Consider the following 12,642-nt stretch of genomic DNA (forward strand, 5'->3'; position numbering starts at 1 on the left):
CTCAACGTGTCCCCTCGGAGTCTCCGGTTCCGCGGCCGGAGCCGTCGCGCCGGCGGCGCGGGCGTCCGATCGAGCCCCGGTCGTTCTTGAAGGCGCCGCTGTTCCTCTTGACCAGGGCGTTGCCGCTCTTCTTCGCCGTCGCGCTCTCCTTGACGATGCCCAGCTCTCCGGCCAGGCCCCAGAGCGCCTGCTTGACCGTGCTCTTGGCGTCCAGTTCGTGCAGGCGTCCGGAGTCGATGGACGCCTGGAGCTCCTTGAAGTTCGCGGGAATCGCCGCCGAGGCGACCCGGGTGCCGGTGATCTTCTGGATCAGCTGCGGCTGGATCTCCGTGTTGCGGGTGAAGCGGTTGACCAGGGTGACCGTCTCTTCGGCCTTGCGGATCTGGAGCCGTTCCCACATCCGTACGATGCGTTTCGCGCCGCGCACCGCGACCACGTCGGGGGTCGTGACCAGCAGGGCCACGTCCGCCATCTCGATGGCCGCCGCGTTGGCCCCGTTCATCTGGCCGCCGCAGTCGATGACGACGATCTCGTAGCGGGTGCGGAGCGCGCTGACGATCTGGCGGGCCGAGCGGTCGCTGACCTCCTCGCCGCGTTCGCCCTCGCCGGGGGCGAGCAGCAGGGCCAGGCCGGTGGAGTGGGAGTACACCGCGTCGGACAGCACCCGGGGCGATATGTCGGTGATCAGGGCGAGGTCGACGAGAGAGCGGCGGAACTGGACGTCGAGGAACGAGGCGATGTCCCCGGTCTGGAGGTCCATGTCGACCAGCGCCACCGTGTTGCCCGACGCCTGGGCGGCCAGGGCCAGTTGGATGGCGGTGACGGTCGCGCCGACGCCGCCCTTGGCGCCGGTGACCGTGACCACCGTGCCGCCGGGGCCGGTGAGGACGTCGTTTCCGGGGGTGAGGTGGCGGCGCACTCCGGCGGACCACTGGGCGGCCGCCTGCACGCGGTTGGCCAGTTCCTCGTAGCTCAGCGGCAGGGTGACCAGGCCGCGGGCCCCGGAGTCCATCGCGTCGGCGAAGAGGTTCGGGCTCGCGTCGGCGGTGATCATGACGACGCCGACGGAGGGGAACCGCAGCGACACCTCCCGGATCAGCTCCAGCGCCGGCACCGGGCCGATCCGCTCGTGGACCAGCACCACCTCTGGCAGTTCGTCGAGCGCCTCGCCCGCGAGCCGGGCCAGGGTGTCGATGAGCTGGGTGGAGTCGCCGACCGGGGCCGCCGGTTCGGCGTCGGGCAGCTGGCTGAGCAGGGTGGTGACGGATCGGGCCGCGTCGAGGTCGCCGACGGCCGGGAGGATTCTGGTGGTCATCCCATCCTCACTTGTCCTTGTCGAGCGTGTAGGTGCGGTCCCCCGGGCGGATGGTTCCGTCACTGCCCGGGGCGACGAGCGCGAGGCGCACGTGCTCCGCGAAGGACTCGGCGTAGGCGACGCGCTGGGTGTCCAGCGTGTTCAGGGCGAAGGTGATCGGCACGGCCTCGGAGGCCCGGCTGCCCCGGTTGTCCGCGCTCGCGTTCAGGGCGGTGAGTTCGCCGACGTCCAGCACCTTGGCGTTGGCCACGATGACCTTGGACTGGGCGGCCTCGCCCTGCTGTTCACCGGCGAACGTGGCGTAGATGTTGACCGTCGCGCCCGGTGTGATCTTGCCCGCGACGCCGGTGGAGGCGTCGATCATGATGGCGATCTCCTGCTCACCGGCCCGGAGTTCGGGCTTGCGGACCATCATGTCCGACTGGAGCAGGGAGCCTTTGCGGAGTTCGGTGACCGCGATCTTCGACTCGACCTCCCGCAGGTCGGTCACGGCGTTCTCCGAGAGCCAGCGTTTGGGCATCGAGATCTTCTCGAACTGGCCGCTTTTCAGGGCTGTGTACGGAGCCACGTTGGTTTTGAGCTGGTACGCCGTCACCTCGGGTCCGACCTTCGAGTTGACGTCGCTGATCACCGAGAGCACGCCGGCGAAGGCTGCGAAGGCGCACAGGACCGACAGGAGCAGGAGTATCACGCCGCGGCGCTGGCGGGAGTTCATGGTCCGGACAACCTCGTTCGAATCGGATGCGTGGGGCGGACAGCGGACAGAGGGAGCGGTGGCGGTATCGGTGTCGGGAGCGGTGGCGCTGGACGGTGGACGTACGCGGGTGCCGGGTACCAGGTACCGAGTGCCGGATACGGGAGGACGCGGCGGGCTGGAACGACTACGGGGACGAGCCGGGCGGGGAACGGGTGGAGCGGGGACGTGCGAGTCGTGCGGCTGGGTACGAGTGGCTGCGGGGCGTGCTCAGGGGCCCGGCGATTCGTCGGCTCCGTGGTGAAGGACACCCGCGGGGCGCACACGGTTCTCCGGATCCGCGCGTGGTGCTGAACAGAATGCGCAGCGGTCGCCGATGAGTTCCATGGCGCACCAGTGGCACTTTTCCCGGCGTACGGAGGCCACCAGCTGGTAGAGCACCGAGAGGTCCGGGAGATGGGCGGCGAACTCCACCAGCTTTCCCGTGCCCCACCAGCGCGGCGAGTCGGCCGGGACCGCGGTGTCATGAATGGCCTGGACCCTCCAGGCGGGCGCGAGGGTCTCCCGTACCCAGTCCGACTGCAGATTCCCTTTGGCCACCAGAAGATGCGTACCGAAATCCGGTCCCGTCGGCGGTTCGGCGGCCGGGCCCACTTTCACCAGCTGCGCCTCGGGTCCGGCGAGCACGGCGAACTGGGACCCGGGGACCCAGGACTTGGCGTGGCTCTTGAGGCTGACCGGGACCCGGTCGAGCCGGGCGACGGAGTTGAGGAGGGCGCCCGCGTAGATGTAGTGCGAGAGCAGCCGGGCGGCGGAGGCGACCACCCCGGGACTGAAGTCGCAGATGGACAACTGCCGCAGTTGGCGGACCAGTACGGCGACCCCGAGGGGCGGGAGTTCCACCTTGACCAGGGCGATCCGGTCGCTCTCCAGCACCGAGCGGATGGAGTGGAGGCGGCGCTCGTGCTCGGGCCGGATGCCCGCGGGGTAGAGGGCGATCACATACCCGTGCTGTTCGAGCAGCAGGTGCATGTCGCCGATCGCCAGCTCCAGCGCCTGGGCCTCGGGGGCCTGGAGCAGAGCGGCGGTCGGGGTCTGCTGATCGGTGGGCGGCAGTACCAGGTCTGCGCTCGTCACTGCTATTGCGGTCGGCACGCTCTTCCCCGTTTCGGCTCCGGTCGACGAGGGGACGTCGGCCGCAATCGCTCCTGCTCCGTGCTCCTGCCCCAGCACTTTAGCCACGTCTCACCAGGCAGAGAACAGTTACCGGAGACCAGAACGCCACCATGCGAACACCGTTCCTACGGAGCCCGGGTGCTAAACAGGATGAAATCGATTCCGCCCAACTCTGCTTTCGCTGCGGAGCGTTACCGAAGGCCGCGTCCGGTTTTCGATCATGTATCCATTCGCGCACGTCAGCCTGGATTCCGAGGCGCTCGGCTCCCTTTTCGTAAGGGCGTTTCCGTGACCGGCCGAAGATCTCCCGCAAGATCACCCGTGCGGGGGGCGGCGTGGGGTCGCGGGGTGACTCCCGGGCGAAGAAACCCTGGCCGGGCGCCTGTCGCGGGCCCCCGGGTGCCCGGCCGGGCACCCGTCACGGACCTTCGGGCGGCCTGCCGTCGGACCTCCGCGCGACCCTGCCCCCACCCCTGGCGGGGCAGTCTTTCGCCGCCAGAGGTCTTGACAACTCGATTGGTCTGGACCAGCTTTGTGCGGCAAGCGGTGGCCACCGCCCCCGGCAGGACAACCCGTGTTCGACGTCCCCGGTTCAGCACCCCTGCCCCACCGCCGTACAACCCCGATTCATCGCGCGTCACCGTCACGGATCCCCGCTCCGCCCACCCCGTGCAGCCCCGGCCCGTCGTCCGTCCAGCCCGTCGTCCGTCCGGCCCCTCGTCCGTCCGGCACTCCTGCACGACCCGCCAGTACCGCCAGTACCGCCCGCCAGAACCACCCATCCCCCCCCGGAGGCACCAGTGGAACGCTCCGCAGGCAGCAGTCGTAGAAGGCGTCGTCGCTCCCGGCCCGTGCTCGGCGGCACCATGGCCGTCATCGCGGCCGCCGCCCTGACCGTCACGGGACTCGTCAGCAACGCCCAGGCCGCCGACGTCAACAACGCCAGGAACCCGGGCTTCGAGTCGGGCCTCGCCAACTGGACCTGCTCCGGGAACAGCGGCGCCGTCGTCTCCACCCCCGTGCACGGCGGTACGTCGGCGCTGAAGGCCACCCCGGCCGGCCAGGACAACGCCAGGTGTTCGCAGTCGGTCAAGGTGAAGCCCAACTCGACGTACGCGCTCAGCTCCTGGGTGCAGGGCGGCTACGCCTACCTCGGCGTGAGCGGCACCGGCACCACCGACGTCTCCACCTGGACGCCGGACTCCGCCACCTGGACCAAGCTGTCCACCAGCTTCAAGACCGGGGCGGACACCACCTCGGTGACCGTCTACACCCATGGCTGGTACGGGCAGGCCGCCTACTTCGCCGACGACATCGAGGTGACAGGACCCGACGGCGGGGGCGGCGAGGAGCCCGGCCCGGTCATCCCGGCGACTCCCGGGGGCCTCGCGGCGGGCGCCACGACCGCCTCATCCGTCGCGCTGTCCTGGAACGCGGTCTCCGGCGCCACCGGGTACACCGTGTACCGGGACGGCACGCAGGCCACCACCTCCACCGGGACCTCGGCGACCGTCACGGGGCTGTCCGCCGACACCGCGTACCAGTTCTCGGTGAGCGCCACCAACGCGGCGGGCGAGTCGGACAAGTCGGCCGCCATCAACGCCCGTACGGCCGAGGAGGGTACGGGCCCCGGACCCGGGCCCGATGTGCCGAAGCACGCGGTGACCGGCTACTGGCAGAACTTCAACAACGGCGCGGCCGTCCAGAAGCTCAGTGACGTCCCGGCCGACTACGACATCATCGCGGTCTCCTTCGCGGACGCCACGGCCACCCCGGGCGCGGTGACCTTCAACCTGGACACCGCCGGGCTGAACGGCTACACCGACGCCCAGTTCCGCTCCGACATCAAGGCCAAGCAGGCGGCCGGCAAGAACGTCATCATCTCCATCGGCGGCGAGCTGGGCACGGTCCGGGTCGACAACGACGCCTCCGCCACCGCGTTCGCCGACTCGGTGTACGCGCTGATGCAGGACTACGGCTTCAACGGGGTCGACATCGACCTGGAGAACGGCCTCAACGCCACCTACATGACGAAGGCGCTGCGCCAGCTGTCGGCGAAGGCGGGCAGTGACCTGGTCATCACGATGGCCCCGCAGACCATCGACATGCAGTCGACGTCGGGTGAGTACTTCAAGACGGCGCTCAACGTCAAGGACATCCTGACCGTCGTCAACATGCAGTACTACAACAGCGGTTCGATGCTCGGCTGCGACGGCAAGGTCTACTCACAGGGCTCGGTGGACTTCCTCACCGCGCTCGCCTGCATCCAGCTGGAGGGCGGCCTCGACCCGTCCCAGGTCGGCATCGGCGTCCCCGCCTCCACCCGTGGCGCGGGCAGCGGTTATGTCTCCCCGTCGATCGTGAACGCGGCGCTGGACTGCCTGGCCAAGGGCACCAACTGCGGCTCGTTCAAGCCGTCGAAGACCTACCCGTCGCTGCGCGGCGCGATGACCTGGTCGACGAACTGGGACGCGACGGCCGGGTTCGCCTGGTCGAAGGCGGTCGGCCCGCACGTCCGCAGCCTGCCGTAACACCGCATCGCCCACGATGCTCCGCACCCGCAGCGCCGCCGCTCCCCCGGCGGCGCTGCGGCATTCCGGCCACTGCTACCAGGGAAGCGTGCGCACCTGCTGGACGCACAGCACGACGAACAGCAGCCCGGCCAGGGTGAGCATCCCGTTGCTGAGCCAGCCGTTGCGCCATTCCCCCGGCGTACGGCAGGAGTTGAGCAGCCAGAGCAGGGTCAGGGCGAGGAACGGCATGAAGAACGCGCCGAGCACCCCGTACGCGATGACCAGGCCGAAGGGCTCGTCCAGCCAGAGCAGGGTCATCGGCGGGAAGGTCAGCCACAGGAGGTACACGCGGAACGGCAGCGACCGCTGCCGGCGCTCGACGACGGCCGGCCCCTCGTGCTCCCCGGCCTCCCCGGCCTTTCCGGCCTCCCCCGCCTCTCCGGCACCGGCCGCCGGGGCCCGGAACCGCTCCACGAAGTCGGCGAACATCAGACTCACCCCGTGCCAGACACCGATCAGGGAGGAGAACGACGCGGCGAAGAAGCCGACCAGGAAGAGCGTGGCGGTCGACGAACCGAACCGGGTCTCCAGCACCTGGCCCAGGTCGATCAGCCCCCGGTCGCCCGAGGTGAGGGCGATCTGCGAGGCGTGCAGCAGTTCGGCGCCGACGATCAGCATCGCCACGACGAAGATCCCGGTGGTGATGTAGGCGACCCGGTTGTCCAGCCGCATCACCTTCATCCAGGAGGAGTTGCTCCACCCCTTGGCGTTGACCCAGTAGCCGTACGCCGCCATGGTGATCGTGCCGCCGACACCGCCGATCAGCCCGAGGGTGTAGAGCAGCGAACCGTCCGGCAGTACGGGGACGAGCCCGGCGAACGAGGCCCCGGCGTCGGGCACGACGCGGGCGGCCACGTACACGACCACCACGAACATGATGCCGACCAGGACCGTCATGACCTTCTCGAACACGGCGTACCGGTTGAACCAGACGAAGGCCAGCCCGGTCAGCCCGGTGGCGATCGCCCAGAACTTGAGCCCCGGCCCGTCGGGATACAGCGCCACGATGGGCAGGGCGCTGGAGGACATGGCCGTCGCTCCGTAGATGAAGCCCCAGATCACGACGTAGATCGCGAAGTAGACCGTGGTCCAGGGGCCCAGGCTGCGCCAGCCGTCGAAGAGGGTGCGGCCGGTCGCCAGGTGCCAGCGGCCGGCCGCCTCGGCGAGCGTGATCTTGACGAGGCAGCCGATCACCGCCGCCCACATCAGGGTGTATCCGAACTTGCTGCCCGCGACGAGGGTCGCGACCAGATCGCCGGCCCCGACACCGGTCGCCGCGACGACGATGCCGGGGCCGATGTACTTCCAACTGGACTTACGTGGTCGGGAGTCCGGCTCCCCTGTCTCCGTGATTGCGCTTGTCTCCGCCATGCCGATCAAGGAAGCGCAATCGGCGGGGCGACACAAGGGGTATGCACGGAATCGGCGTCGGCCCGTTCCGCGAGGAAACACACCACGCCACGGGGGCTGGCGGAACGTGTACGCGACAGCCAGTTCACGGCGCTGCCGATCACCGCGGGGCACGGGGTGCGCGCGGGGCGGCTGCCCTCTCTGCACCGCGACTCCTTCGACCGGATACTGGTCGCCCAGGCGCAGATCGAGGGAACGACCATCGTCACCCGGGACAAGTGGATCCCGCAGTACGACGTCGCGGTCATGGCCGTCTGAACGGCGTAAAGTTCTCCGGGGGACCTATCGGTCGGCAGTGGGCGGCGGATATGGGGGAGGAACGCGGTTCCGGCGGCGCGCTGCGGCCTTCCGTAGGAGGCGTCATGACTCAGCAGACGATGGATCCCGTCCAGCAGGAAGAGTTCGCGGGCCGGATGACACAGGTGCTCAACGATGCCTGCCTGGGGTATCTGTGCAGTGTCGGACACCGGACGCGGCTGTTCGACGTGATGGCGCTGCTGCCGCCGTCGACCAGTGAGCAGATCGCCGAGGCGGCCGGGCTGAACGAGCGCTATGTGCGCGAGTGGCTGGGCGGGGTGACCGTGGGCGGAATCGTCGCGTACGACCCGGCGGACCGCACCTACCGGCTGCCGCCCGAGCACGCCGCCTCCCTCTGCCGGGCCGCCGGGCCCGACAACCTGGCGGGTTTCCTCCAGACCCTCGCTCTGATCGGCCTCGTCGAGGACGAGGTGGTCGGGGTCTTCCGGGACGGGGGCGGGGTGCCGTACTCCTCGTACCCGAAGTTCCAGGAGCTGCAGGCCGAGGAGACGGCACGGGTGTACGACGCCGCCCTGGTCGACGCGATCATTCCGCTGGTGCCCGGCCTGCCGGAGCGGCTGGGCTCGGACGGCGGCCTGGACGCGCTCGATATCGGTACGGGCCAGGGGCACGCCGTCAACCTTCTGGCGCGGGCGTTCCCGGCCAGCCGGTTCCGCGGGGTGGACCTGTCGGAGGGCGGCATCGCGGCGGCCCGCGCCGAGGCCGGACGGCTGCGCCTGCGGAACGCCCGGTTCGACCTGGCGGACGCGGCGGCGGTGACCGGTTCGTACGACCTGATCACCGCCTTCGACGTGATCCACGACCTGGCCCGCCCGGCGGAGACCCTGGCGGCCGTCGCCGGTGCGCTGCGGGACGACGGGGTGTTCCTGATGGGGGACATCGCGGCCTCCAGCCGGCTGGAGGAGAACCTGGACCACCCGCTGGGCCCCACGCTCTACACCTTCTCGGTCTTCTACTGCATGACGACCTCGCTGAGCGAGGGCGGCGCGGGCCTGGGGACCGTCTGGGGCAGGCAGACCGCACTGCGGATGCTGAAGGAGGCGGGCTTCGGGGAGGTCACGGTGCGCGAGGTGGAGGGCGACATCCTGAACGTCTATTACGTGGCACGCAAGGGGAGTTGAGGGCTCGGCCTGGGCGGAGCAGTCGGCCGGAGGAACGGTCGGCCGAGGAACGGTCGGTCGGAGGAACAGTCCGCCGGAAGATCGGTCCGCCGGAGGAACCGTCGGTCGGTCGGCGGGCCGGGACGGTCAGCTCAGCACCGCGAGGGCGTCGATCTCGATGAGCAGGCCCTTGGGCAGGCCGACGTAGACCGTCGTCCGGGCCGAGGGGGCCTCCTTGAGGTTCTGCTCGGCGAAGTACGCGTTGTAGATCTCGTTCATCTCCGCGAAGTGGTCGACGTCCGTGAGGTAGACGCGCATCATCATCACGTCGTCCCAGCTCGCGCCGCCCTCCTCCAGGATCGCCTTGACGTTGGCGAAGGTCTGGAGGGTCTGCTCGCGGAGCGTGGGACCCGCGGGCGTCGGGGCCCGGCCCTCCGTGGCCGGGAGGAAGCCGACCTGGCCGGCGACCTGGAGGATGTTCCCCTTCTTCACGCCGTGCGAGAACTTCGCGGGCGGCGTGGTGTGGGTGGAGGGGGTGAGGGCGATCTTCTCGGTCATGGCTGATCAGGCTTTCCTGGGTCGGGTGGTACCGGAGTACTCGCGGCTGATGGTCTCGGCGGTGCGCCGGACCAGCGGGAGGAGGGTGAGGAGTTCCTCGGCCGTGACGACCACATTGGGTGCGGACACCGACATGGCCGCGACGACCCGCCCGTCCGCGCCGCGGATGGGGGCGCCGACGCAGTTGATGGACTCCTCGTGGCCACCGAGGTCGGTGGCCCAGCCCTGTTCGCGGACGACGGCCAGCTCCTCGAGGAAGGCGGCCGCGTTGGGCGTCGAACGGGACGTGTACATGGGGTAGTCGAGCTTCTCGGCGATGACGCGCCGCTCGGGCTCGGTGAGGTCGGCCAGCAGCAGCTTGGCGACGGCCGCGACGGTGATCGCGACGGGCTTGCCGATCCGTGAGTACATCCGGACCGGGTAGCGGCTCTCGACCTTGTCGATGTAGAGGACTTCCTGCTCCTCGTACACGGCGAGGTGCACGGTGTGCCCGCACCGGTCGTTCAGCGCGACCAGGTGGGAGTGGGCGATCTCGCGTACGTCGAGGTTCTCGACGGCCTCCTGCGCGAGCGCGAAGAGCCGGGCGCCGAGGCGGTAGCGCTGGTCCTCCTGACGGTAGACGAGGCCGTGCTCGTGGAGCGTACGCAGCAGGCGCAGCGCCGTGGACTTGTGGACGCCCAGCCGCTCGGCGACCTGGCCGAGGTCGGCGGGTCCCTGGGCGAGCAGCGGCAGGATGCTCAGTGCCCGGTCGACGGTCTGGCTCATGGCGTACGTACCTCCTCGGGGGCCCGGTCGGCTGCGGTCCAGCCGGGGCCGAGACGAAGTCTCCCCCAGGCGTCGTCGTCGAGGGCGGCGAGGCGGTCGGCGTGGTCGCGGGCGGGCGGCTCGGTGAGGTCGCCGGGGACGGTGAGGGCGGCGGCTGCCATGAGATGCCCGTGCCGCACCCGGTCGCGTACGGGCAGCCCGCGCAGGGTGGCGGAGAGGAACCCGGCGGCGAACGCGTCTCCCGCTCCGACGGCGGCGACGACGTCGACGCGCAGGGCGGGGACGAGCGTGACGGTGTCGCCGCTTCCGGCCCCGGCGGCGGCATGCTCAGCCCTTCCGGCCTCCGTGGAGCGCGCGCCCGGGGCATTCTCCGGGCTGCCGCCCTCCGTGGAGCGGGGTCCGGCGGCGTGTTCAGCCCCGCCGGACCCCGTACAGCGCGAGCCCGGGGCGTTCCCAGCCTCTCCGGCCTCCGTGGAGCGGGGTCCGGGGCGGAGGCCCGAGAAGACCGTCGCGCCCGCGCTCCCCCGCTTCACGACCAGCACGGCCGGCTCCGGCAGCGCCGCCCGGATCGCCTCCGCGCCGACGATCCCCCACGCCTCCTCCGCCTCGTCCTCACCGACGAACACCAGGTCACAGCGCCGAGCCAGCTCCAGCAGCACAGAAGCGCCGGCGGCCCCGCCCCGCCACAAACGCGGCCGGTGGTTCACATCGAACGACACCAGCGGGCGGCCCGGCCGGGGAGCCGTCAGATCCCGCAGCAGCGCCAGGCAGTCGGCGGACAGCGCCGCCGTGATCCCGGACAGGTGCAGGATCCGGCCCGCGAGCAGATCCTCGTACGGCATGTTCGACGGGGACATCGCGGACGCCGCCGACCCCGCCCGGTAGTAGGCGACCTCGTGCGTGCCGGTCCCCCGGTCCGTGGCCGTACGGAAGTAGATGCCCGTCGGGCGGCCCGCGTCCCGGCGCACGGCCGACGTGTCGACCCCGTACCCCCCGATCGTCTCGACGAGGTGGTCGCCGAAGCCGTCCGCGCCGACCCGGCCGACCCAGGCCGCCCGGTGCCCGGCGGCGGCGAGCGCGCAGGCCACGTTGGACTCGGCGCCGCCGATCCCGCGTCCGAAGGAGGGCACATCGGCGAGGCGGCCCGGCTGCGAGGGCAGGAACGTCACCATGGACTCACCGAGACAGACGACTTCGGTGGCCGTGGCGGCACCGGCGGTCCCTGCTGCGGGTCCGGACACGGAAGGCTCCTCGCTGATCGGCGTGCGGGCCGGTGGTCACCCTTGACCGGGCATCTGGTCACCATTGACCCGGCATCGGATCGGATGTTAGACAGCGTTGAGCGATATGCGCAATGACTGTTGCGTATGTTGCAACGAACTTCGAGGAGCTCCCCTTGGCAGCCGAACGCCCCACCGGCCCCACCACGCCCCCCGCCGTCGACCTCGCCGCCGGCCTCGCCGACGAACGCGTCGACCACCGCTTCAAGGCCCTGCCGCCGGACGCGGACGGCCTGACCGTCGGGGCGCTGGCCGCCGAGCGCCGCAACCTCTTCACCGGCGGGTTCACCACCCCCGTCCTCGCCCTCTCCGCCGAATCGGTCGCGCACAACCTCGACCTCCTGGAGACGTACGCCGAGCGCCACGGCCTCGCGTTCGCCCCGCACGGCAAGACGTCCATGTCCCCGCAGCTCTTCGTCGACCAGCTGAAGCGCGGCGCGTGGGGCATCACGGCCGCCGTGCCGCACCAGGCGCGGGTCTACCGGGCGTACGGCATCGGGCGGATCTTCCTCGCCAACGAGCTGGTCGACGCGGTCGCCCTGCGCTGGCTGGCCCGCGAGATGACGGCCGACCCGGCGTTCCGCTTCGTCTGTTACGTCGACTCCGTGCGGGGCGTCGAGCTGATGGAGGCGGCCCTGAGCGCGGCGGGCGCCACCCGCCCGGTCGACGTGGTCGTGGAGCTGGGCGCGGGCGAGGGCGCGCGCACCGGGGCCCGCACGGAGGCCGACTGCGCGGCGGTGGCCGACGCGGTGGCGGCGGCCGGGTCGCTGCGCCTGGTGGGGGTCGCCGGGTACGAGGGCGAGGTGCCGGACGCCGACGCGGAGCGGGTACGGGAGTGGCTGCGGCGGCTCGTCGCGCTGGCGGCCGGCCTCGACCGCGCCGGACGGTTCGCGGGAGCCGGCGAGATCATCATCAGCGCGGGCGGCAGCGCCTGGTTCGACGCGGTCGCGGACGTCTTCGACGGGATTCCCGAACTCACCCTGCCCGTACTGAAGTTGCTTCGCTCCGGAGCGTACGTCTCGCACGACGACGGGCACTACAAGCACCTCACCCCGTTCAACCGCGTGCCCGAGGAGGGCGCGCTGGAGCCCGCCTTCCGCCTCTGGGCGCAGGTCGTCTCGCGCCCGACCGGCGAGCAGGCGTTCCTGAACGCGGGCAAGCGGGACGCGGCGTACGACCTCGATCTGCCCGAGGCGCAGGTGATCCGCTCCGGCCGGGACGGCTCGGTCCGGCCCGCCACCGGGCTCACGGTCACGGGCCTCTCCGACCAGCACACCTGGCTGCGCACGGCGGCGGACGCGGAGCTGGAGGTGGGCGACTGGGTCGGCATGGGCCTCTCGCACCCGTGCACCAGCTTCGACAAGTGGCAGCTGATCCCGCTGGTCGAGGCGGACGGCACGGTCACCGACTACATCCGCACGTTCTTCTAGGGCCGCAGGCCCCGCCCCGACCG

The 12,642-nt window shown here is 70.8% G+C and carries 11 protein-coding genes; 4 read left to right on the plus strand and 7 right to left on the minus strand.

Annotated features, from left to right (window positions below; translation table 11 throughout):
* Position 1 precedes the first annotated feature (1 nt).
* The 3 genes from ACGF2Y_RS19800 to ACGF2Y_RS19810 form a co-directional block, all read right to left on the minus strand.
* Complete coding sequence (locus tag ACGF2Y_RS19800; RefSeq protein ID WP_392948956.1) at positions 2-1,315, minus strand: CpaE family protein; 1,314 nt, start codon at positions 1,313-1,315, stop codon at positions 2-4.
* A gap of 7 nt (positions 1,316-1,322) precedes the next feature.
* Complete coding sequence (gene cpaB, locus ACGF2Y_RS19805) at positions 1,323-2,030, minus strand: Flp pilus assembly protein CpaB (RefSeq protein ID WP_392948959.1); 708 nt, start codon at positions 2,028-2,030, stop codon at positions 1,323-1,325.
* A 249-nt stretch (positions 2,031-2,279) separates the two neighbouring features.
* The gene (locus tag ACGF2Y_RS19810) at positions 2,280-3,146 is read right to left on the minus strand and encodes a hypothetical protein (protein WP_392948962.1); all 867 of its coding nucleotides are present in this window, start codon (positions 3,144-3,146) and stop codon (positions 2,280-2,282) included.
* An 839-nt stretch (positions 3,147-3,985) separates the two neighbouring features.
* Here ACGF2Y_RS19810 and ACGF2Y_RS19815 point away from each other — a divergent pair.
* Entirely contained in the window at positions 3,986-5,716 is a 1,731-nt protein-coding gene (locus tag ACGF2Y_RS19815; protein WP_392948965.1) for a chitinase, read from the plus strand.
* 75 nt (positions 5,717-5,791) lie between these two features.
* Here ACGF2Y_RS19815 and ACGF2Y_RS19820 read toward each other — a convergent pair whose 3' ends face one another.
* Positions 5,792-7,129, minus strand: coding sequence for an Nramp family divalent metal transporter (locus ACGF2Y_RS19820; protein WP_392948968.1), 1,338 nt, complete (start codon positions 7,127-7,129; stop codon positions 5,792-5,794).
* 96 nt (positions 7,130-7,225) lie between these two features.
* On the opposite strand from ACGF2Y_RS19820, the gene ACGF2Y_RS19825 reads away from it, so the two are divergent.
* Both ACGF2Y_RS19825 and ACGF2Y_RS19830 read left to right on the plus strand, forming a co-directional pair.
* Entirely contained in the window at positions 7,226-7,426 is a 201-nt protein-coding gene (locus tag ACGF2Y_RS19825) for a type II toxin-antitoxin system VapC family toxin (protein WP_392949034.1), read from the plus strand.
* Positions 7,427-7,530: 104 nt separating this feature from the next.
* A complete protein-coding gene (locus tag ACGF2Y_RS19830) occupies positions 7,531-8,607 on the plus strand; it encodes a class I SAM-dependent methyltransferase (protein ID WP_392948971.1) in 1,077 nt (358 codons plus the stop codon).
* A 126-nt stretch (positions 8,608-8,733) separates the two neighbouring features.
* On the opposite strand, the gene ACGF2Y_RS19835 is transcribed toward ACGF2Y_RS19830, so the two are convergent.
* From ACGF2Y_RS19835 to ACGF2Y_RS19845, 3 genes are read right to left on the minus strand one after another with little or no spacing between them, the layout of a single operon-like run.
* Positions 8,734-9,144: a RidA family protein gene (locus ACGF2Y_RS19835; RefSeq protein ID WP_392948973.1), complete on the minus strand. Its 411-nt coding sequence runs from the start codon at positions 9,142-9,144 to the stop codon at positions 8,734-8,736.
* Between the two features lie 6 nt (positions 9,145-9,150).
* Positions 9,151-9,909, minus strand: a complete 759-nt coding sequence (locus ACGF2Y_RS19840; RefSeq protein ID WP_392948976.1) for an IclR family transcriptional regulator — start codon at positions 9,907-9,909, stop codon at positions 9,151-9,153.
* Positions 9,906-11,150, minus strand: a complete 1,245-nt coding sequence (locus tag ACGF2Y_RS19845; RefSeq protein ID WP_392948979.1) for a sugar kinase — start codon at positions 11,148-11,150, stop codon at positions 9,906-9,908. Before ACGF2Y_RS19845 ends, ACGF2Y_RS19840 begins: the two co-directional genes overlap by 4 nt.
* A 155-nt stretch (positions 11,151-11,305) precedes the next feature.
* Between ACGF2Y_RS19845 and ACGF2Y_RS19850 the strand changes: the two genes are divergently transcribed.
* Positions 11,306-12,619, plus strand: coding sequence for an alanine racemase (locus tag ACGF2Y_RS19850; RefSeq protein WP_392948981.1), 1,314 nt, complete (start codon positions 11,306-11,308; stop codon positions 12,617-12,619).
* Positions 12,620-12,642 lie beyond the last annotated feature (23 nt).

Origin of the sequence: Streptomyces sp. NPDC048142 (genome assembly GCF_043202835.1) — a bacterium.
In the GTDB taxonomy this organism is placed as follows: domain Bacteria; phylum Actinomycetota; class Actinomycetes; order Streptomycetales; family Streptomycetaceae; genus Streptomyces.